General features: G+C 54.5%; 21 protein-coding genes. 13 read left to right on the top strand and 8 right to left on the bottom strand.

Annotation, left to right across the window (positions count from 1 at the left end):
* Positions 1–2 precede the first annotated feature (2 nt).
* The 11 genes from murD to secA all read left to right on the top strand — a co-directional run bounded on the left by murD (position 3) and on the right by secA (position 13943).
* Positions 3–1319 carry a UDP-N-acetylmuramoyl-L-alanine--D-glutamate ligase gene (gene murD, locus IB226_RS12365; protein ID WP_192235727.1) on the top strand — a complete coding sequence of 439 codons (1317 nt, stop codon included), beginning with the start codon at positions 3–5 and terminating at the stop codon, positions 1317–1319.
* A complete protein-coding gene (ftsW, locus tag IB226_RS12360; RefSeq protein WP_101762115.1) occupies positions 1319–2533 on the top strand; it encodes a cell division protein FtsW in 1215 nt (404 codons plus the stop codon). Before murD ends, ftsW begins: the two co-directional genes overlap by 1 nt.
* Positions 2530–3588, top strand: coding sequence for an undecaprenyldiphospho-muramoylpentapeptide beta-N-acetylglucosaminyltransferase (gene murG, locus IB226_RS12355; RefSeq protein ID WP_192235725.1), 1059 nt, complete (start codon positions 2530–2532; stop codon positions 3586–3588). The genes ftsW and murG overlap by 4 nt, the downstream gene beginning before the upstream one ends.
* A 70-nt stretch (positions 3589–3658) precedes the next feature.
* Entirely contained in the window at positions 3659–5134 is a 1476-nt protein-coding gene (gene murC, locus IB226_RS12350) for a UDP-N-acetylmuramate--L-alanine ligase (RefSeq protein WP_101762113.1), read from the top strand.
* On the top strand, positions 5127–6047 hold the full coding sequence (locus IB226_RS12345; RefSeq protein ID WP_101762112.1) for a D-alanine--D-alanine ligase: 921 nt from the start codon (positions 5127–5129) through the stop codon (positions 6045–6047). The genes murC and IB226_RS12345 overlap by 8 nt, the downstream gene beginning before the upstream one ends.
* 1 nt (position 6048) lies before the next feature.
* Positions 6049–6888 (top strand): cell division protein FtsQ, encoded by an 840-nt coding sequence (ftsQ, locus tag IB226_RS12340; protein ID WP_192235723.1) that lies wholly within the window; start codon positions 6049–6051, stop codon positions 6886–6888.
* Entirely contained in the window at positions 6885–8141 is a 1257-nt protein-coding gene (ftsA, locus tag IB226_RS12335; protein ID WP_007888634.1) for a cell division protein FtsA, read from the top strand. Before ftsQ ends, ftsA begins: the two co-directional genes overlap by 4 nt.
* A gap of 71 nt (positions 8142–8212) precedes the next feature.
* Complete coding sequence (gene ftsZ, locus IB226_RS12330) at positions 8213–9367, top strand: cell division protein FtsZ (RefSeq protein ID WP_008108602.1); 1155 nt, start codon at positions 8213–8215, stop codon at positions 9365–9367.
* A gap of 101 nt (positions 9368–9468) precedes the next feature.
* Positions 9469–10386, top strand: a complete 918-nt coding sequence (gene lpxC / locus IB226_RS12325; RefSeq protein ID WP_097094933.1) for a UDP-3-O-acyl-N-acetylglucosamine deacetylase — start codon at positions 9469–9471, stop codon at positions 10384–10386.
* A 274-nt stretch (positions 10387–10660) separates the two neighbouring features.
* On the top strand, positions 10661–11161 hold the full coding sequence (secM, locus tag IB226_RS12320; RefSeq protein ID WP_338064763.1) for a secA translation cis-regulator SecM: 501 nt from the start codon (positions 10661–10663) through the stop codon (positions 11159–11161).
* Between the two features lie 76 nt (positions 11162–11237).
* Entirely contained in the window at positions 11238–13943 is a 2706-nt protein-coding gene (gene secA, locus IB226_RS12315) for a preprotein translocase subunit SecA (protein ID WP_192235720.1), read from the top strand.
* Between the two features lie 40 nt (positions 13944–13983).
* Here the strand turns inward: secA and IB226_RS12310 are convergent, their stop codons facing one another.
* On the bottom strand, positions 13984–14370 hold the full coding sequence (locus IB226_RS12310; protein WP_101762108.1) for a response regulator: 387 nt from the start codon (positions 14368–14370) through the stop codon (positions 13984–13986).
* A 188-nt stretch (positions 14371–14558) separates the two neighbouring features.
* Here IB226_RS12310 and mutT point away from each other — a divergent pair, with 188 nt between their 5' ends.
* Entirely contained in the window at positions 14559–14954 is a 396-nt protein-coding gene (gene mutT / locus IB226_RS12305) for an 8-oxo-dGTP diphosphatase MutT (protein ID WP_101762107.1), read from the top strand.
* Positions 14955–14981: 27 nt separating this feature from the next.
* On the opposite strand, the gene yacG is transcribed toward mutT, so the two are convergent.
* From yacG to coaE, 3 genes are read right to left on the bottom strand one after another with little or no spacing between them, the layout of a single operon-like run.
* Positions 14982–15179 carry a DNA gyrase inhibitor YacG gene (gene yacG / locus IB226_RS12300; protein ID WP_061718119.1) on the bottom strand — a complete coding sequence of 66 codons (198 nt, stop codon included), beginning with the start codon at positions 15177–15179 and terminating at the stop codon, positions 14982–14984.
* An 8-nt stretch (positions 15180–15187) separates the two neighbouring features.
* Entirely contained in the window at positions 15188–15931 is a 744-nt protein-coding gene (gene zapD, locus IB226_RS12295; RefSeq protein WP_192235718.1) for a cell division protein ZapD, read from the bottom strand.
* Positions 15932–15935: 4 nt separating this feature from the next.
* The gene (gene coaE, locus IB226_RS12290) at positions 15936–16544 is read right to left on the bottom strand and encodes a dephospho-CoA kinase (protein WP_101762105.1); all 609 of its coding nucleotides are present in this window, start codon (positions 16542–16544) and stop codon (positions 15936–15938) included.
* A gap of 218 nt (positions 16545–16762) precedes the next feature.
* Between coaE and IB226_RS12285 the strand changes: the two genes are divergently transcribed.
* A complete protein-coding gene (locus IB226_RS12285) occupies positions 16763–17803 on the top strand; it encodes a GMP reductase (RefSeq protein ID WP_176970696.1) in 1041 nt (346 codons plus the stop codon).
* Positions 17804–17836: 33 nt separating this feature from the next.
* Here IB226_RS12285 and hofC read toward each other — a convergent pair whose 3' ends face one another.
* From hofC to nadC, 4 genes are all read right to left on the bottom strand, one after another.
* A complete protein-coding gene (hofC, locus tag IB226_RS12280; RefSeq protein ID WP_192235716.1) occupies positions 17837–19036 on the bottom strand; it encodes a protein transport protein HofC in 1200 nt (399 codons plus the stop codon).
* The gene (gene gspE, locus IB226_RS12275) at positions 19029–20417 is read right to left on the bottom strand and encodes a type II secretion system protein GspE (protein WP_101762102.1); all 1389 of its coding nucleotides are present in this window, start codon (positions 20415–20417) and stop codon (positions 19029–19031) included. Before gspE ends, hofC begins: the two co-directional genes overlap by 8 nt.
* Positions 20417–20860, bottom strand: a complete 444-nt coding sequence (gene ppdD / locus IB226_RS12270) for a prepilin peptidase-dependent pilin (RefSeq protein ID WP_101762101.1) — start codon at positions 20858–20860, stop codon at positions 20417–20419. Before ppdD ends, gspE begins: the two co-directional genes overlap by 1 nt.
* 177 nt (positions 20861–21037) lie before the next feature.
* The gene (gene nadC / locus IB226_RS12265; RefSeq protein ID WP_192235714.1) at positions 21038–21934 is read right to left on the bottom strand and encodes a carboxylating nicotinate-nucleotide diphosphorylase; all 897 of its coding nucleotides are present in this window, start codon (positions 21932–21934) and stop codon (positions 21038–21040) included.
* Positions 21935–21974: the final 40 nt, after the last annotated feature.

The following is a 21974-nucleotide window of genomic DNA, read 5'->3' as shown; positions in this document are numbered from 1 at the left end:
TCATGGCTGACTATCGGGGCAGAAAAGTCGTCATCATTGGATTAGGCATTACTGGCCTCTCCTGTGTTGATTTCTTCCTCGCGCAAGGCGTAACGCCACGCGTGATGGATACCCGTGTCTCGCCGCCGGGGCTGGACAAACTGCCAGCTACGGTGGAGCGCTATGTTGGCGGTATTAATAGTGATTGGCTGCTGGCCTCCGATCTGATTATCGCCAGCCCCGGGATCGCGCTGGCGCATCCTGCATTGAGCGAAGCAGCCGATGCCGGGATTGAAATCATCGGCGATATTGAGCTGTTCTGCCGTGAAGCGCAGGCACCGATTGTGGCAATCACCGGTTCGAACGGCAAAAGCACTGTCACGACGCTGGTGGGTGAAATGGCGCGCGCAGCAGGTTGGCAGGTAGGCGTGGGCGGTAACATCGGTTTGCCGGCGCTGACGCTGTTGAAATCGCCAGCACAGCTTTATGTACTCGAACTCTCCAGCTTCCAGCTGGAAACCACGCATAGCCTGAAAGCGGCGGCGGCGACGATCCTCAATCTCACCGAGGATCACATGGATCGCTATCCGCTCGGCATGCAGCAGTATCGTGCCGCCAAGCTGCGCATTTACGAAAACGCCAGCGTCTGCGTGGTGAATGCTGACGATGGCATGACCATGCCGGTGCGCGGTGTTGATCAGCGCTGCGTAAGCTTCGGCATCAACCTCGGCGATTATCATCTTAATCAGCAGCAGGGCAGCACCTGGCTGCGGGCGAAGGGCGAGAAAGTCCTGAACACCGATGAGATGACGCTGGTGGGCCAACACAATTATACCAACGCGCTGGCAGCGCTAGCATTGGCCGACGCGGTGAATATTCCACGCGCTTCCAGCCTGAAAGCGTTAACCACCTTTACCGGCCTGGCGCATCGCTTCCAATTGGTGCATGAAGCCCACGGTGTGCGCTGGATTAACGATTCCAAAGCCACCAATGTTGGCAGCACCGAAGCGGCGCTGAATGGCTTGCAGGTGAAAGGTACCTTGTGGCTGCTGCTGGGCGGCGACGGCAAGTCGGCTGATTTCAGCCCGCTGGCGCGCTATCTGCAGGGCGACAACGTGAAGCTGTTCTGTTTTGGTCGAGATGGTGATGCGTTAGCGGCATTGCGTCCGGAGATCGCCACGCGCACTGAAACCATGCAGCAGGCGATGACGCAGATTGCCGCCCAGGTCAAAGCCGGCGATATGGTGCTGTTATCACCGGCCTGCGCCAGCCTTGACCAGTTCCGTAATTTTGAACAGCGCGGCGATCAGTTCGCGCAACTGGCAAGGGAGTTGAGCTGATGCGCATTCCTGGAGCCGGTATCGCCAACTATCTGTCGTTGCGCCTGCGTGAATGGGTGATGGGCGCGCGCGACAGTGATGATGCGCCGGTGGTGCTGTACGATCGCACGTTGCTGTGGCTGACCTTTGGGCTGGCGCTGATTGGTTTTGTGATGGTGACGTCGGCGTCGATGCCGGTCGGTCAACGTCTGAATGAAGATCCGTTCTACTTTGCCAAGCGTGATGCATTCTATATCGCTTTGGCGTTTGGTATGGCGCTGGTGACCTTGCGCATCCCGATGGATTTCTGGCAGCGCTACAGCAACGTGATGCTGATGGTGTCCGTGGTGATGCTGCTGATCGTATTGGTCGTCGGTAGCTCGGTGAACGGTGCATCGCGCTGGATTGCCCTTGGCCCGCTGCGTATTCAGCCGGCCGAGCTTTCGAAGTTGACGCTGTTCTGCTATCTCGCCAGCTATCTGGTGCGCAAAGTCGAAGAGGTGCGTAACAACTTCTGGGGCTTCTGTAAGCCGATGGGCGTGATGGTGGTGCTGGCCGTGCTGCTGCTGGCGCAGCCGGATCTCGGTACCGTCGTTGTGCTGTTTGTTACCACGCTGGCGATGCTGTTCCTCGCCGGGGCGAAAATGTGGCAGTTCCTGGCGATCATCGGCTCCGGCATTTTCGCCGTGGTGCTGCTGATCATTGCCGAACCGTACCGTATGCGCCGTGTGACCTCCTTCTGGAACCCGTGGGAAGATCCCTTCGGCAGCGGCTACCAGCTGACGCAATCGTTGATGGCGTTTGGGCGCGGTGAGTTCTGGGGGCAGGGCTTAGGCAACTCGGTGCAGAAACTGGAATATCTGCCGGAAGCACATACCGACTTCATCTTCTCCATCATCGGTGAAGAGTTGGGTTATGTCGGTGTGGTTTTAGCGCTGTTGATGGTATTCTTCGTCGCTTTTCGCGCGATGTCGATTGGTCGCCGTGCTCTGGAGATCGATCAGCGCTTCTCAGGCTTCCTCGCTTGCTCAATTGGCGTGTGGTTTAGCTTCCAGGCGCTGGTTAACGTGGGTGCAGCTGCTGGCATGCTGCCGACGAAAGGTCTGACGCTGCCGCTGATCAGTTACGGTGGTTCGAGTCTGATCATCATGTCGACCGCCATCGTGTTTTTATTGCGCATAGATTATGAAACGCGTCTGGCAAAAGCGCAGGCGTTTACCCGAGGTGCACGATGAGTGGCAAACGGTTGATGGTCATGGCAGGCGGCACTGGCGGACATGTGTTCCCCGGTCTGGCCGTTGCCCATCACCTGATGGAACAAGGCTGGCAGGTGCGCTGGCTGGGAACCGCTGACCGAATGGAAGCGGATTTGGTGCCGAAACACGGCATTGAAATTGATTTTATCCGCATCAGCGGTTTACGCGGTAAAGGTGTAAAAGCGCAGTTGCTGGCACCGGTACGCATCTTCAATGCATGGCGCCAGGCGCGTCGCATCATGAAGAGCTGGCAGCCGGATGTGGTGCTGGGAATGGGTGGCTACGTTTCGGGTCCTGGCGGTTTAGCGGCGTGGAGCTGCGGTATTCCGGTGGTGCTGCATGAGCAGAACGGCATTGCCGGACTGACCAACAAGTGGCTGGCGAAGATCGCCACCAAAGTGATGCAGGCGTTTCCGGGAGCGTTTCCAAATGCTGAAGTGGTTGGCAATCCGGTGCGTACCGACGTGTTAGCGCTGCCGTTACCGGCAGAGCGACTGAGCGCACGTTTCGGCCCGATTCGCGTGCTGGTGGTTGGCGGCAGCCAGGGCGCGCGCATCCTTAACCAGACCGTGCCGCAAGTGGCCGCAGCGTTGGGCGAAGCCATTACGGTTTGGCATCAAACCGGTAAAGGCGGACTGGAAACCGTGCAGCAGGCTTACCGCGCAGCGGGTCAACCGCAGCACAAAGTCACCGAGTTTATCGATGACATGGCCGAAGCTTACGCCTGGGCCGATGTCGTAGTGTGCCGTTCGGGCGCATTGACGGTAAGTGAAGTGGCGGCCGCAGGTTTACCGGCAATTTTCGTACCGTTTCAGCACAAAGATCGTCAGCAGTACTGGAATGCGTTGCCGCTGGAAAAAGCGGGCGCAGCCAAAATTTTCGAGCAGCCGCAGTTCACCGCGGCTGTGGTAGCGGACACGCTGCGTCACTGGGATCGCGCCACATTGTTGGCGATGGCAGAAAAAGCCCGTCAGGTCGCGATTCCCGATGCAACCGAGCGGGTTGCAAATGAAGTGGCGCGCGTCGCGAAGTAAATTAATCGGCCAGTTGATTTGGCCCGTACCTTCAGCAGGTACAAACGGGAAAAACAGGTAATTGAAACAGATGAATACACAACAATTGGCAAAACTGCGTTCTATTGTGCCCGAGATGCGTCGCGTCCGGCACATTCACTTTGTCGGCATCGGTGGTGCTGGCATGGGCGGTATTGCCGAGGTGTTGGCGAACGAAGGCTATCACATCAGCGGTTCTGATTTGGCGCCGAACGCGGTGACACAGCATCTGGCTGCGCTGGGTGCGACGATTTATTTCAACCATCGTCCGGAAAACGTCACCGATGCCAGCGTTGTCGTGGTGTCGACGGCCGTAGCGCAGGATAACCCTGAACTGGTTGCCGCCCGTGAGCAGCGTATTCCCGTGATTCGTCGTGCTGAGATGTTGGCTGAACTGATGCGTTTCCGTCACGGCATTGCGGTTGCGGGCACGCACGGTAAAACCACCACCACCGCGATGGTGACCAGCATTTACGCGGAAGGCGGGCTGGATCCCACCTTCGTTAACGGTGGCTTGGTTAAAGCCGCAGGCACGCATGCGCGCCTGGGCAGCAGCCGTTATCTGATTGCTGAAGCAGATGAAAGTGATGCGTCCTTCCTGCATCTGCAACCGATGGTGGCAATTGTCACCAACATCGAAGCGGATCACATGGACACTTATCAGGGCGATTTCGAGAACCTGAAGCAGACGTTCATTAACTTCCTGCACAACCTGCCATTCTATGGACGCGCGGTAATGTGCGTGGATGATGCAGTGATTCGTGACCTGATCCCACGCGTAGGCCGCCAGGTAACCACCTACGGCTTCAGCGATGACGCGGATGTGCGTATCGAGAATTACGAGCAGCGTGGCGCACAAGGACACTTCACCATTATTCGTCAGGATAAGCCGGTGCTGAAAGTGACGCTGAATGCGCCTGGCCGTCATAACGCGCTGAACGCAGCCGCCGCGGTAGCTGTTGCCAGCGAAGAGGGGATTGAAGATAACGCGATTCTGGCCGCGCTGGAGAGCTTCCAGGGCACCGGACGCCGCTTTGACGTGCTGGGCGAGTTCGATACCGCCGCCGTCAATGGTAATCCAGGCAGTGCGATGCTGGTCGACGATTACGGCCACCATCCCACCGAAGTGGATGTCACCATCAAAGCCGCACGTGCGGGCTGGCCTGACAAGAAGCTAGTGATGGTGTTCCAGCCGCATCGCTACACGCGTACGCGTGACCTGTTTGATGATTTCGCTAATGTGCTGTCGCAGGTGGATGTGTTGTTGATGCTGGATGTCTATCCGGCGGGTGAAGCGGCGATTCCCGGCGCTGATAGCCGCTCGCTGTGCCGCGCGATTCGTAACCGTGGCAAAGTTGATCCGATTCTGGTCTCTGAGCATGACGCACTGCCAGATGCGCTGGCACCGTTGCTGTCGGGCGACGATCTGGTGATCGTGCAGGGTGCAGGCAACATCGGCAAGATTGCCCGCAAGCTGGCCGAAAACGAATTACAGCCTGCCGTTAAGTCGGAGGCGCGCCATGACTGAGAAGGTTGCAGTATTGATGGGCGGCACCTCGGCCGAGCGTGATGTGTCGCTGATGTCCGGTGCGGCAGTGCTGGCCGGACTGCGTGAAATGGGCATTGGTGCGCATGCAGTCGATACGCGTGATGTGTCGGTGCTTGACCTGAAACAGCAAGGTTTCGCTAAAGCGTTTATTGCTTTGCACGGTCGTGGTGGTGAAGACGGCACGCTGCAAGCGGTGCTGGAGTTTCTGCAACTGCCCTATACCGGCAGCGGTGTGATGGCTTCCGCCATCACCATGGATAAGCTGCGCAGCAAATTGCTGTGGCAGGGCAGGGGATTACCCTCAGGCAAATTTGTTTGGCTGACGCGTCAGCAGCATGAACAAGGTTTAAACGCGGATACTACCAAAGCCATTGAGGCGCTGGGTTTACCGCTATTTGTCAAGCCAAGCTGCGAAGGTTCTAGCGTCGGTATCAGCCGCGTGAACCATGCGGATGCATTACCCGCAGCGCTTGAAGAAGCCTTTCGTCATGATGATGACGTGCTGATCGAAGCTTTTCTGAGCGGCGCGGAATACACCGTGGGCATCGTGGGTGAGCAAATTCTGCCTTCTATCAGAATTAAAACCGCCAGCGAGTTCTATGACTATGAAGCTAAATACATTTCTGACGATACTGAATACTTCTGCCCGAGCGGATTAAGCGCCGAGCAGGAAGCAGAATTGCAGACGTTGGTGTGGTCAGCCTGGCGCGCATTGGGTTGCAGCGGCTGGGGTCGCGTGGACGTGATGGCTGACGGTGAGGGCAACTTCCAGCTGCTGGAAGTGAATACTTCGCCCGGCATGACCAGCCACAGTTTAGTGCCGATGGCCGCGAAGCAAGCGGGATACAGCTTCCCGCAGCTGGTGGCGCGTATTCTGGAGCTGGCTGACTGATATGTCTCAGGCAGCGATACGAGTACGCAATCGCGAACCTCAGGAGCGGACACGCTCCGGGCGCAGCAACGGTGCGCGACTGTTTGGCATGGTGTTCCTGTTGATTGTGTTGGGCATTATGGTGGCGGGTGGCCTCGTGGTGCTGAAGTGGATGAATGACGCGTCACGCTTGCCGTTATCGAAGCTGGTGGTGACCGGGCAAACCCACTACACCACGCATGATGATATTCGTCAGGCCATTTTATCGCTTGGCGCGCCGGGAACCTTCATGTCGCAGAACGTGGATATCATCCAGCAGCAGATTGAGCGTTTACCCTGGATTAAGCAGGTCAGTGTGCGCAAGCAGTGGCCTGATGAGCTGAAGATAAATCTGGTGGAGTATGTTCCGGTTGCACGCTGGAATGACTCACATATGGTGGACGCAGCTGGCGTCTCCTTCAGCGTTCCGGCCAGTCACGTTGGCAAAGAAACGTTGCCGATGCTGTACGGTCCGGAAGGCAGTGAAAACGAGGTGTTAGCCGGCTATTACACCATGAGTGATGTATTAAAGGCTAACAAGTTTACCCTGAAGGTCGCGTCGATGACGGCGCGGCGCTCGTGGCAGTTAGTGACCAGTGACGATGTGCGCATCGAATTAGGTCGTAGCGATACCATGAAGCGTCTGAACCGTTTTATTGAGCTTTATCCGGATTTGCAGCAGCAGGGCCAGAGTCAGAACCAGCGCATCACGTACGTTGATTTGCGCTACGATTCGGGCGCCGCAGTCGGTTGGGCCGCTGCACCGATAGAGCCACAGGACAGTAATCAGCAACAGAACCAGGCACAGGCTAAACCACAATGATCAAGGCAACGGACAGAAAACTGGTAGTAGGACTCGAAATTGGCACCGCGAAGGTGTCCGCCCTGGTTGGGGAAATTCTGCCCGATGGTATGGTCAATATTATTGGGGTGGGCAGTTGCCCGTCTCGCGGCATGGATAAAGGCGGCGTAAACGATCTGGAATCGGTGGTGAAATGCGTACAGCGCGCCATCGATCAGGCTGAATTGATGGCGGACTGCCAGATTTCCTCGGTCTACCTTGCTTTATCGGGCAAACATATCAGTTGCCAGAACGAAATCGGGATGGTTCCGATTTCGGAAGAGGAAGTGACTCAGGATGATGTAGAGAACGTGGTGCATACGGCGAAATCCGTTCGCGTGCGTGATGAGCATCGTATTCTGCATGTTATCCCGCAGGAATACGCCATCGATTATCAGGAAGGCATTAAGAATCCAGTGGGACTTTCTGGCGTACGTATGCAGGCGAAAGTACATTTGATCACGTGCCACAACGATATGGCAAAAAATATTGTCAAAGCCGTTGAACGTTGCGGCCTGAAAGTTGACCAACTGATTTTTGCCGGGTTGGCATCCAGTTTCTCCGTACTAACGGAAGATGAACGTGAGCTGGGCGTCTGTGTTGTTGATATCGGTGGCGGTACAATGGATATCGCTGTCTATACTGGCGGTGCACTGCGTCACACTAAAGTGATCCCGTATGCCGGGAACGTGGTAACTAGCGATATCGCTTACGCTTTTGGTACACCGCCGACCGACGCAGAAGCGATTAAAGTGCGTCACGGTTGTGCATTGGGCTCGATTGTCGGCAAAGACGAAAATGTCGAAGTGCCGAGCGTAGGTGGACGTCCACCACGTAGCCTGCAGCGTCAAACGCTGGCTGAAGTCATCGAGCCGCGTTACACCGAACTGTTGAATCTGGTCAACGACGAGATTCTGCAATTACAGGAGCAGCTGCGCCAGCAAGGCGTGAAACACCATCTGGCGGCCGGTATCGTGCTGACCGGTGGTGCGGCGCAGATTGAAGGTTTGGCAGCTTGCGCACAGCGCGTGTTTCACACGCAAGTGCGCATCGGACAGCCGCTTAACATCACCGGCCTGACGGACTATGCGCAGGAGCCGTATTACTCTACGGCGGTTGGTCTGCTGCATTACGGCAAAGAGTCACACATGAACGGTGATGCAGAAACGGAAAAACGTGCTTCAGTGGGCAACTGGTTCAAGCGAATCAACAGCTGGCTGAAGAAAGAGTTTTAATTTTTGAAAAAGGAGATCATGCTGGCAATGTTTATGATCTCCAGGCGACAGGCACATAACGGAGAGAAATCATGTTTGAACCTATGGAATTAACCAATGACGCGGTGATTAAAGTCATCGGCGTCGGCGGTGGCGGTGGCAACGCCGTAGAGCACATGGTACGCGAGCGTATCGAAGGTGTGGAATTCTTCGCTGTGAACACCGACGCGCAAGCGTTGCGTAAGACAGCGGTCGGCCAGACGATCCAGATCGGGACCAATATCACCAAAGGTCTTGGTGCAGGTGCGAACCCAGAAGTGGGCCGTAACTCTGCAGAAGAGGATCGCGAAGCACTGCGTGCTGCGCTGGATGGTGCAGACATGGTGTTCATCGCAGCTGGCATGGGCGGCGGTACCGGTACTGGTGCAGCGCCAGTTGTGGCTGAAGTGGCAAAAGATTTGGGTATCCTGACCGTTGCGGTGGTAACTAAACCGTTCAACTTTGAAGGCAAAAAGCGTATGGCTTTTGCTGAGCAAGGTATCGCTGAACTGTCTAAGCATGTCGATTCACTGATTACTATTCCAAACGACAAGCTGCTGAAAGTTCTGGGTCGCGGTATTTCTCTGTTGGATGCGTTCGGCGCAGCCAACGACGTATTGAAAGGCGCTGTACAGGGTATCGCTGAACTGATTACCCGTCCTGGCCTGATGAACGTTGACTTTGCGGACGTGCGTACCGTGATGTCAGAAATGGGTTACGCCATGATGGGTTCAGGCGTGGCATGTGGTGAAGATCGTGCGGAAGAAGCGGCAGAGATGGCTATCTCTTCTCCGCTGTTGGAAGACATCGATCTGTCTGGCGCGCGCGGCGTGCTGGTCAACATTACTGCGGGCTTCGACCTGCGTCTTGATGAGTTTGAAACCGTGGGTAACACCATCCGCGCCTTCGCTTCTGACAACGCAACCGTGGTTATCGGTACTTCTCTGGATCCAGAGATGAACGACGAACTGCGTGTGACCGTAGTTGCAACCGGCATCGGCATGGATAAGCGTCCGGAAATCACGCTGGTGACCAACAAGCCGGCCACTCAGCCAGTGATGGATCATCGCTACCAGCAGCACGGCATGGCGCCGCTGCCGCAGGAGCAGAAACCGGCTGCGAAAGTGGTGAATGACCAACCGGCGGCATCCAGCAAAGAACCCGATTACCTTGATATTCCAGCCTTCTTGCGTAAGCAAGCTGATTAAGAATATCCCGAGAATTGGGATTCTCCGCTCTTTGTGCTAAAGTATTCGCCCGCTGGTAATTTATACTGGCGGTCGGACAGGTAATATTGCGAGATAAAGCGATGATCAAACAAAGGACATTAAAACGTATTGTTCAGGCGACTGGTGTCGGTTTACATACCGGCAAGAAAGTCACACTGACGTTACGCCCTGCGTCGGCTAACACCGGGGTCATCTATCGTCGCACTGACTTGAATCCACCGGTAGATTTCCCGGCTGATGCAAAATATGTGCGCGACACCATGCTGAGTACTTGCCTGGTGAACGATGAAGGCGTGCGTATTTCAACCGTTGAACATCTGAACGCCGCATTGGCGGGCTTGGGCATCGACAACATTATTGTTGAAGTTGATGCACCGGAAATCCCGATCATGGATGGCAGTGCCGCGCCTTTTGTCTATTTGCTGATGGACGCTGGCATCGAAGAGCTAAGCAGCGCGAAGAAATTCGTACGCGTTAAGCAAACGGTGCGTGTGGAAGATGGCGATAAGTGGGCCGAGATCAAGCCGTATAACGGTTTCTCACTTGACTTTACTATCGACTTCAAACATCCAGCGATCGACTCAAGCTCGCAGCGTTACCAGCTCAACTTCTCAGCTGAGAACTTTGTTCGCCAAATCAGCCGTGCGCGCACCTTTGGCTTTATGCGTGAAATCGAATATCTGCAGTCTAAAGGCCTGTGCCTGGGCGGTAGTTTAGATTGTGCGATTGGCCTTGATGATTTCCGCGTATTAAACGAAGACGGTCTGCGCTTTGAAGACGAATTTGTTCGTCATAAAATGCTCGATGCGATCGGCGACCTGTTCATGTGCGGTCATAATGTTATTGGCGCGTTTACCGCCTTTAAATCGGGCCATGCGTTGAACAACAAGTTGCTGCAAGCGGTTCTGGCTAAACAGGAAGCCTGGGAATGGGCGACCTTCGAAGATGAAGCTGAACTGCCACTGGCATTCAAAGCACCAAATTTAGTTCTGGCGTAAGTCAGACATAAAACGGCAGGTTTCGCTGACACCCTCTCCGGTCAGTTTAATCTGCCGTTTTTTATTGCCTCATTTTTATTCCTGCCAAGCCGATCTCAATTCGCTGTAGCAACTGGCGAAACCCTGTACAAAAAAACGTGAATTCCGCCGAAGCCCCTTTAATCACTGGTGTCGTAGCCCCACATAAGTGCTATCATCTGGCGCTCACATAAGCTGGGTAACGCAGATTTTTGCTACCGCTTTATTACTTTATTCAATGCATTGTGGACGGATTGTGATCGGGATTTTCTCACGCTGGCGACAATTAGGCAGACGCTATTTCTGGCCACATCTCCTGTTGGGGATGGTGGCGGCCAGTTTAGGTTTGCCTGCCTGTGCGCAAAGTTCTGAGCCTAAAGCAAATGATTCGCCGATCAGCAGCCTGTTTGTCGGCAATGTTGTCCATTTTGACCATCTGATTCGTCTGCAGGAAAGCGCGCGTCGACCGAATTTCAACGTCGATTACTGGCACCAGCATGCGATTCGCACCGTTATTCGCCACCTTTCCTTTAGTATGACGCCGCCCGCTCAGGCGGAAGCCGATCAAGCTGTGCCGCTGGCGGCACAAAAGCTGGCGTTGATAGGTTCGCTTCAGGCGTTGCTGACTTCTCCGGCGCAATCGCTGACCGTTGTTGAGCCGCAACAAAACCTGCGTCACAACGAACCACAAATCCTTTCCTCTGCTGATTGGCAAGCTGCTATTCATGGCATCCGCGCCGGGCCTTTCATTGCTTAACTGCTAACGTTTTTTCCACATCCTGAATCAGATTTTGCAGCCCGTGAAATAACGGCTGAATTGAGAAAAATTTATCATGTTAATCAAATTATTAACTAAAGTATTCGGCAGCAGCAATGATCGTACTCTGCGCCGTATGCGCAAAATCGTCGACGTCATCAATAAGATGGAGCCGGATTTCGTAAAGCTCTCTGACGATGAACTGAAAGCGAAAACTGACCTGTTCCGCGAGCGCCTGAAAAAAGGCGAAAGCCTTGAGAGCCTGATTCCTGAGGCCTTTGCCACCGTACGTGAAGCAAGTAAGCGCGTCTTCGGTATGCGTCACTTTGATGTGCAGCTGATTGGCGGCATGGTGCTCAACGAACGTTGCATCGCAGAGATGCGCACCGGTGAAGGTAAAACCCTGACCGCGACTCTGCCCGCTTACCTGAACGCGCTGAGCGGCAAAGGCGTGCACGTTGTTACCGTCAATGACTATCTGGCGCAGCGTGATGCCGAAAATAACCGTGCACTGTTTGAATTCCTTGGCCTGACCATCGGCATTAACCTGCCAAACATGCCAGCCGTGGCTAAGCGTGCAGCTTATGCCGCTGACATCACCTACGGCACCAACAACGAATACGGCTTCGACTACCTGCGCGACAACATGGCGTTCAGTCCGGAAGAGCGCGTCCAGCGTAAGCTGCATTACGCTTTGGTGGATGAAGTCGACTCAATCCTGATCGATGAAGCACGTACGCCATTGATCATCTCTGGTCCGGCGGAAGACAGCTCTGAGCTGTATACCAAAGTTAACAAGATCATCCCGCATCTGGTGCGTCAGGAAAAAGAAGACTCTGAAACCTTCCAGGGCGAAGGCGATTTCTGGGTCGATGAAAAAGCGCGCCAGGCACACATGAGCGAGCGCGGCCTGGTAAAAGTTGAAGAGCTGCTGGTTAGCCAAAACATTATGGTAGAGGGCGAGTCACTCTACTCCCCAACCAACATCATGCTGATGCACCACGTTACTGCGGCGCTGCGTGCTCATGCACTCTTCACCCGCGATGTTGATTACATCGTTAAAGATGGCGAAGTGGTCATCGTTGATGAACACACCGGCCGTACCATGCAAGGTCGCCGCTGGTCAGATGGTCTGCATCAGGCGGTTGAAGCGAAAGAAGGCGTGGAAATCCAGAATGAAAACCAGACGCTGGCTTCCATTACCTTCCAGAACTACTTCCGTATCTACGAGAAACTGGCCGGTATGACCGGTACCGCAGATACCGAAGCATTCGAATTCAGCTCCATCTATAAGCTCGACACGATCGTGGTGCCAACCAACCGTCCGATGGTGCGTAAAGATATGGCCGATCTGGTCTACATGACCGAGAAAGAGAAGATTGACGCCATTATCGAAGACATCCGTGCCTGCACTGCTAAAGGGCAGCCGGTGTTAGTGGGTACAATTTCGATTGAGAAATCTGAAGTCGTTTCCAATGAACTGACGCGCGCGGGCATTAAACACAGCGTACTGAATGCCAAATTCCATGCCAGCGAAGCGGATATCGTTGCTCAGGCGGGTCAACCTGCAGCGGTTACTATCGCAACCAACATGGCCGGTCGTGGTACCGATATCGTGCTGGGCGGGAGCTGGCAGGCTGAGCTCGCCGCAATGGACGAGCCAACCGAAGAGCAGATTCAGGCGATGAAAGAAGCGTGGAAACTGCGTCACGATGCGGTGCTGGCTGCAGGCGGTCTGCACATTATTGGTACTGAGCGTCACGAATCTCGCCGTATCGATAACCAGCTGCGTGGTCGTGCGGGTCGTCAGGGTGATGCCGGTTCTTCACGCTTCTACCTGTCGATGGAAGATGCATTAATGCGTATCTTCGCTTCAGATCGCGTATCGAACATGATGCGTAAACTGGGCATGAAGCCAGGCGAAGCAATCGAGCATCCATGGGTGACTAAAGCGATTGCCAACGCGCAGCGTAAAGTGGAGAGCCGCAACTTCGATATTCGTAAACAGCTGTTGGAATACGATGACGTTGCCAACGATCAGCGTCGCGCCATCTACAGCCAGCGTAACGAACTGCTGGATGTGTCTGATGTGTCTGAAACCATCAATAGCATCCGTGAAGATGTCTACAAAACTACCATTGATACCTACATTCCGCCGCAGTCACTGGAAGAGATGTGGGATGTTGCCGGCCTGGAAGAACGTCTGCGTAACGACTTCGATCTGAACTTGCCTATTGCTGAGTGGTTGGATAAAGAGCCCGATCTTCACGAAGAGACGCTGCGCGAACGTATTATGACCCACGCCGCGGAAAGCTATGCTGCTAAAGAAGAAGTGGTTGGCAAAGAGATGATGCGTAACTTTGAGAAAGGCGTGATGCTGCAAACGCTGGATTCGTTGTGGAAAGAGCATCTGGCAGCGATGGATTACCTGCGTCAGGGCATCCACCTGCGCGGTTATGCCCAGAAAGATCCGAAGCAGGAATACAAGCGTGAATCCTTCTCTATGTTTGCGGCGATGCTTGAATCACTGAAGTACGAAGTGATTAGCACCCTGAGCAAAGTTCAAGTGCGCATGCCAGAAGAAGTGGAAGCGATGGAGCAGCAGCGCCGTGAAGAAGCGGAGCGTTTAGCGCAACAGCAGCAGCTGAGCCATGTTGATGATGCCACCGCAGCAGCCGAAGCGTTAGCCGCACAAGGCGGGGAGCGTAAAGTGGGCCGTAATGATCTCTGCCCATGTGGTTCCGGCAAAAAATACAAGCAGTGCCACGGCCGTCTGGCCTGATAAAAAAGGAGCCTTCGGGCTCCTTTTTTTTGCTGACGATTTAGCGTGTTATCGCCATGAGTTTCTCTTCATTTAGGCGCACGCCATGATACGGCAGCGTGACCAGTAAACCATCCGGTAAGCCAGCTCGCTTCAACAGCGCCCGGCTTTGGAACAGTAGCTGATGGTAATTGTTATCGCTGATGCTCGGATAGCTCTCATTCCAAACGGTGGCAATAATCTGACGCTTCGAGGTAATCCGCAGCAACAGACAGGAGAAGAATCGTTTTTGCGCTTCATTCAACGAAATAACTTTGTGTTCAGGCCACCATGTTAAGGTGTTCTTTGCGCTGTCTAACGTCAGGATGTCATGAAATACCAGATGGCGTAGGGCATGTAATTGTTCCGGCGTAGTTTGCGCCAGAAACGTTGTTTCTTTGAATTCCATAGGTAGTCGGGTTTAACAGAAGAAAGTGCTGCGAGTATTCCCAACATTCCCGGTTGCGATCCTTACGACATGTCTTAATCACTGGCTTTTGTAGGGCGTGGGACGTCACTTTCCTCTCAACGGTTAACATCACTCGATGTCTGATTTACACTCAGCGCTCATTTTATTAAAAAAGCGGAATCCAGCTTATGAAACACCTGCAGGTTGCGGTGGGCATCATTCGCAATACAGAACGTCAAATCTTCCTTGCCCAGCGTGCGGCAAGCTCCTATATGGCGAATAAGTGGGAGTTTCCCGGCGGAAAAATTGAACAAGATGAATCTGCCGAGCAGGCGCTCAAGCGTGAGCTGATGGAAGAAACCGGTATTGAAGTCACGTCGGCAAGCGCGATTGGTCAGGCCGATCACAGTTATGAAGATCTGCGCGTTACGCTGCATTTCTTCCTGGTTGAAGGCTGGAACGGCGAACCTTATGGTCGTGAAGGTCAGCCACAGCGTTGGGTGGAACAGCAGGATTTGGTCGCGGATGAATTTCCGCCTGCGAACCATGAATTGATCAGCCGATTAGTGGCTGGCGAGATTTAAGTGAAGGGGCGCTAAGCCCCTTACTTTTTACTGCTGTTCTTCGCTCCAGTCATCGCTGTCCATCTGGTCACCGCTGCTGGGAATACGTTTCTCTTCTGCTGCCCATTCACCTAAATCAATCAGCTGGCAACGTTTGCTGCAGAATGGCCGCCACGGGCTCAACTCATCCCAAATCACATCGCGACGACAATTGGGGCAAGGTACGGTAATTATCTCTTCCGGCATAACTTCCTCTAACAACAAGCTAATTCAAAATTCAGTCGGGCTGGTACTTCTCCGCGTTCGCTGTCTAATGGCAGGAAACGAATCGCATAACGGCTTTTGTGACCCGAGACTTGTGGGTACAGCGCATCTTCCAGAGTTAATTGCAGGCGCAGTAAATCGGATCCTTCGGCGTTATCCTGATAAAAACCGTTGAGGCTGGTTTGATGACGAAATATGCCAGACTGACGCACCAAATCGAGGATCATCGTCAAACTATTACGCAGCGGATTCAGTGATGCCAGCCAGCCATTCACCTGAACATCTCGCACCGCTTGCTCCTGATGCAGCCAGATGTGCAGGCTGGGTAGATCGAAACTGCAGCAGCCGCCGGGAATGCTCAAACGCTGACGTACCAGAGCAACCAGGCGATCTTCACGTAACTGTTGGCCCATGCGCGGTGCCGCCATGAGTTCGCTTGAGCATTGCTTCAGCTGCTGACGCAGATCATTCACGCGCAGTTCATCAATGCCTGGCACATCCAGCCAGGCGCGTAATTTTTGTTGCTGGCGCTCCAGTTCTTTTAACAATTCAGTGCGCATATCTCCGCGCTCAAAAATATCCAGTAAATCGCTAAGAATACGGAAAACGCCGAGTGCTGATACCGAACCGTTAACCGGCACCGTTTCATGCAGCTGATCAATCAGATATTCGACGCGCAGCAAGGTGCGCATCTTCTCATTCAATGGGTGTTCAAACAGAACAATTGTGCTCATGATGTTAATCCTTTCCGGTTGCTGCCAGGCGTAGATAGCGCTGGTGAAGCTCAGCAACGCGCGGTAGCACCTGTTCAGGCGTACCACTGTTATCAATGATGTCATCCGCACAGGCCCGACGCTGTTCGCGACTAGCCTGTGCGGCAAGAATATTTTTCGCCTGACTTAGCGAAATACCATCTCGCTGTTGGGTGCGTTGCAACTGCGTGGCGGTATCCACATCCACGACCAACACGCGATCGGCCTGATGCTGTAAGCCGTTTTCGACCAACAGCGGCACCACCCAAAGCACATAAGGTGAGGTGGCCAATAATTTTAATTGTTGCGTGCGGGCGTTGATGAGTGGATGAAGCAACTGATTGAGCCAGTTTTTCTCTTGTGGCTGTTGGAAAATAATTTCACGAAGCCGCGCACGATAGAGCGTGCCTTCTGCCGTCAAAATGGTATCTCCATGACGCTGAGCAATCGCCTTTAGAGCAGGCGTTCCGGGCTCAACAACTTCTCTGGCAATGACGTCAGCGTCAATAATATCAACGCCTAGCGCTGCGAAAGCGTTGGCAATAGTGGTTTTACCACTGCCAATGCCGCCGGTGAGCGCAACGGTATAAGGCATAGCGTTCTCGCAAAATTTATATCGTGAGCGGCGATTAACCACAGCAAGATGAGAGCATGATCACAATCAATTTTCTCAGCTAAATTTAAGGGATTGTAGCCTAAATAAAGTGAAATTCGCAGTCTTGTCGCGGAACGAATGGCGCGTATGATAACGACACTGGAGCCGTGAGCGCTACCCGAACCGCGGTTCGTCGTCACTAACCAGGATAATCAGCTATGCGCATTGAAGAAGATCTAAAACTGGGCTTTAAAGATGTTTTGATCCGCCCAAAACGTTCCACTTTGAAAAGCCGTTCCGAGGTTGAGCTGGAACGCACCTTCACCTTTAAACACTCAGGCTTGAACTGGAGTGGCATACCGATTATTGCCGCCAACATGGATACCGTCGGTACTTTCACGATGGCTGAAGCCCTGGCGAGTTTTAACGTACTGACCGCAGTGCATAAACATTACAGCGTGCAAGAGTGGCAGGCGTTTGTGCAGCGCGCGCCAGCGGCGGTGCTGAGTCATGTGATGGTCTCATCCGGTACCTCAGAATCAGATTTCACGAAGTTATCCGCCATTCTGGCGTTATCACCGCAGCTCAACTTTATCTGTATCGACGTTGCTAACGGCTACTCTGAGCACTTCGTTCAGTTCCTGCTGCGCGTGCGTGAAAGCTTCCCTGGTAAAACCATCTGCGCAGGCAACGTGGTTACCGGTGAAATGGTGGAAGAACTGATTTTGTCTGGCGCAGACATCGTCAAAGTGGGTATTGGCCCCGGCTCAGTGTGCACTACACGCGTGAAGACCGGCGTTGGTTATCCTCAGCTTTCTGCCGTTATCGAGTGCGCAGATGCGGCACACGGTTTAGGCGGACAGATCGTCAGCGACGGCGGCTGCTCGGTTCCAGGTGACATTGCCAAAGCTTTCGGGGGCGGTGCAGATTTCACCATGCTCGGCGGCATGCTTGCGGCACATGACGAGTGTGAAGGAACCATCGTCGAAGAACAGGGTGAGAAATTTATGCTGTTCTACGGCATGAGCTCCGAATCGGCGATGAAACGCCACGTTGGCGGTGTTGCGCAATACCGTGCGGCGGAAGGCAAAACCGTGCGGTTGCCAGTGCGCGGCCCGGTTGAGGAGACGGTTAAAGATATCCTTGGCGGTTTACGCTCAGCCTGTACCTACGTCGGTGCAGAACGATTGAAAGAGTTGACGAAACGCACCACCTTTATCCGCGTCGCTGAACAAGAGAACCGTGTGTTCACTCGCTGATCTCAGACAACGGGCGCGCATCGAGCGTGCCCGTCATCGAATGGCATCACCAAGACCAAATACCGGCAGATACATTGCAATCACTAAAGTGCCAACTATCCCGCCGATTACCACCATCATCATCGGTTCCAGCGATGCCGCCAGAGCATCAGCGCGCGCTAATGTTTGCGCCTCATGCCACTCCGCCAGCCGTGCCAGCATCACATCTAATGCACCCGCTTCTTCACCCACTCGGATGAGTTGGGCACAAAGAGGTGTAAACAGCAGATGCTGTTGCAGCGCCTGATGCAGCGGCGCACCCGCAGCAATGTGCTGCTGCAACTGAACGATGGCATCGCGCCACAATCGCGATACCAAGGTCACTTCAACCGCCTGCAGGCTTTGCAACAAGGTCAAACCGGATTGTTGTGTAAGTTGCAGGATGGCGTATATCTGGCTGAGCTGCCCGCCGCGCCACAGCGGAGATAACAGTGGCATACGCAGTAACCATTGATGTACGCGCTTTTGCCACGGTACCGAACGTCGATAAGTCTGCTGCACAATCATCAGTAATACGGCACCTACCAGCGACAGCGGCAGCGCGGCCTTCTGCAGCAGTTCTGACAGCGACATCACCGCAGCAGTAAAAGCGGGCAGCGGCGCATCAAAACTGGCATAGACAGAGACAAATTCTGGCAAAACAAACAGCAGCATGCCAGCACTGACCGCGAGCGCTACCAGCAAGATAAACAGGGGATAGCGCAGCGCCTTCACCACTTTTTGCCGTAAGTATTGCTGCTTGCTTTGCTGCTGCGCCAGCTGGCGACAGCACTCGTCGAGTTGGCCGGTTAATTCACCCACTTGCATCAAAGCGGGAAACAGCGGGGGAAAGATTTGCGGCCACTCCTGCAAGGCTTGCGAGAAGGGCTCACCGGCGATGACGCGGCGCTGCAATCCTTTCAGTAATACCCGCCAACCGGCATGAGGATGGCCTTCTGCCAGCAGAATCAGACTTTCCGCCAGCGGTAAGCCGGCCTTGAGCAGCGTCGCCAGTTGCCGCACCAAATCGATTTTTTGCTGCCACTTCCAGTCGCGCGAACGCCAGCATTTTCCACGCTGCCAGTTCACCGGCAGCATGCCGCGATCGGAGAGTTGATTGAGCAACGCATCCTGGCTGGCATTAAGTGATTCGCCCTCCTGCAGCACACCCATGGTATCAAGAGCCTGCCAGCGGAAATGATAGAGATTAGCCATCGCCCAGTCCCACCACGCGCTGCATCTCTTCAAAAGAAGTATCGCCGCGACTTACTGCTTCCAGCCCCGCAGCTAGCAATGTTTTCATTCCCTGTTCATTTGCCAGCGTTAGCAGATGTTCCAGCGGCATATCTGCCGAGATAGCATTCTGCAATTTGCTGGTTAGCGGCAAGACTTCAAACAGTGCCAGCCGCCCGTAATAGCCGGAGAAGCAGTGATCACAGCCCGGCGCTCGCCAGGTTTGCAGTGTGCCCGGCCAGAGTTCGGCCGGCAGATGGGCGATGGCTTGTCCCGGCTGACGGCAATGCACGCACAAGCGTCTGACCAGACGCTGCGCCACCACCAACTGCAAAGCGGGGCCCAGCAGATAACCGGGAATATCCATCTGGCGCAGGCGCGTCAGGGTTTCAGCAGTCGAGTTAGTATGCAGTGTGGAAAGCACCAGATGGCCGGTCTGCGCTGCTTTAACGGCGATGCTGGCCGTCTCGGCATCACGGATTTCCCCCACCATAATCACATCGGGATCCTGGCGCAGTAGTGCGCGCAGCACACGATTGAAATCGAGCCCGCTACGCGGCTGGATCTGCGTTTGATTAATACCATCCAGCGGGATCTCAACCGGATCTTCCACGCTACAAACGTTCTTCTCTGGCACATTAAGCGCGCTTAACCCGCTATAGAGCGTGAAGGTTTTACCGCTGCCGGTCGGTCCGGTGACCAGAATCAAACCCTGCGGTTTCGCTAGCGCGTTTTTCAGTAAACGCAGCTGTGCTGCGGGCATGCCGAGTTTATCGAGGGTGATGGCGCTGTTTTCACTTTGTAGCAGCCGCACCACGGCTTTTTCGCCCTGGCTTACCGGTAGCGTTGAGAGACGAAACGCCGCCAGTTTGTCCTCTATTTCCAGCGTAAACTGTCCGTCCTGCGGCAGACGCCGTTCGGCGATATCCAATCCTCCGAGAATTTTTAGGCGCGCCAGAATCGCAGCGGGTTGTGCTTCAGAAGGCTGCGGTAGTTTGTGCAACACGCCATCGATGCGCAGACGCACCCGCAGTCCATGGCGCTGCGGTTCAAAATGCACATCTGAGGCGCGCCGCTGAATGGCCTGGCGCAAAATCTGATCGACCGCGTTAATCGCTGACTCAGCGCTGGCCTGTTCACGTGGTGCTGCAGCGGCATCCGGCTCGTGCAGCAACTGCTCAAGCCGTGCCGCAGGCCAGCACTCGACCTCCACCTTGCACTGGCTGGCGAACTGTAGCGCTTCCAGCAGCAGCGGATCGGGTGTGTCGGCTACCGCTACGCGCAGTAGTGTGGCGTCATGGTGCAGAATCACCGCCTGATAACGGGCGCACAACGTGTGCAGCGCACTATTAGGGTTGTCCATCAGTTGGCATCCTTGTCGGCAAAGCGAAACTGCTCGAGGCAGCTATCGCGCAGGCTGCTGTTATCGCTGGTACAAGTGCGTTGCCAGCTCAACGTGCCATCCGTTGCGCTCCAAATCGGCAGCATTTCAACCGTTAATCCGCTGAGACTTTCCTGGCCGGTCAGGTTGATGGTTCCGTTGACCACGCTCAGCGTTGCCACATAGCGCGAACCTTTGGCCACCGGAATGCCGCGTTCTCCTGCCTGACACTGCGCCGGTCCGCCGCGCTCAATGGCACAGAGTTCTACTGCTGTTTTGTACGGCACCATGGTTTGCAGCATGTCGGTGAGCGCTGCGCGTTGCAGGTAGTTTTGATAAGCCGGTAAACCGATGGCGCTGAGAATGGCGACGATGCCAATCACAATCATTAATTCGATAAGGGTAAAACCGCGTTGTCTGTCCATAGTGAGGCTCCTTGTTGTGGAGCCGCTACGGTAGAAAAGGGCGAGGGAAAGCGGAAGTCATGGCTGCGCGAGGCTGGAAAGCATCGCGCAGAGAATCGTCAGATTTACAGCGGAGATAACAGCATTTTGGAAGCCAGCTCGCATATTTGCCGCACTAACACGCGTCAGAACGGGGCATTAAAGCTCGCGGAAACGCATCGACAGATCCAGCGCACGTACATGTTTGGTCAGCGCACCAACAGAGACATAATCAACGCCGGTCTGGACAATTTGTGGCAGCGTGGTTTCGGTTATGTTGCCAGAGACTTCCAGCAGCGCGCGTTTGTGGGTTAGCGCAACCGCTGCATGCATCATCTCAAGGCTGAAGTTGTCGAGCATGATGATGTCCGCTCCGGCATCGATGGCATCCTGCAGTTCCGTCAGCGATTCAACTTCAACTTCTACCGGCACATCCGGCGACAGCCACAGCGCTTTTTCTACGGCGTTACGCACCGAGCCGCTGGCGATAATGTGGTTTTCTTTAATCAGGAAAGCATCCGACAGGCCTAAACGGTGGTTATTACCGCCACCGCACAGCACCGCATATTTCAGCGCGGTACGCAGGCCTGGCAAGGTCTTGCGTGTATCAAGCAACTGGGTTTCGCTGCCCGCCAGCAGGGCGACATAACGGCTAACCTCGGTGGCCACGCCAGAGAGCGTCTGCACGAAGTTGAGTGCGGTGCGTTCTGCGGTTAACAGCAGGCGCGCCGGGCCGGTAAGCTCGAACAGCAGCTGATCGGCAACCAGCGCTTGTCCATCTTCTACATGCCAGTTAAGAGTGACTTTATTACCGAGCTGGATAAAAACTTCCTCTACCCAGCGTTTACCACAAAAAACACCGGCTTCACGAGTGATGACTTTTGCCACCGCCTGCTTTTCTGCCGGCAGCAGCAACGCGGTGATATCGCGATCCGCATCCGCTTCGCCGCCTAAATCCTCCTGAAGCGCACGGGCAACGGCTTCCGGGATATCCTGTTCTATACGTTTAATCAGTTCCTGACGGCGATGATCGGGATCGTAACGACGCGTTGCCATGGTTTTGCCACTCCACAAGACGAAATTTCGTGCGCTCACC

This window comes from Pantoea sp. PNT03 (assembly GCF_014852515.1).
GTDB classification, from domain to species: Bacteria; Pseudomonadota; Gammaproteobacteria; order Enterobacterales; family Enterobacteriaceae; genus Pantoea; species Pantoea leporis.
The sequence above is the reverse complement of the archived record's forward strand: the minus strand, read 5'-3'. Positions and strand labels throughout refer to the sequence as shown.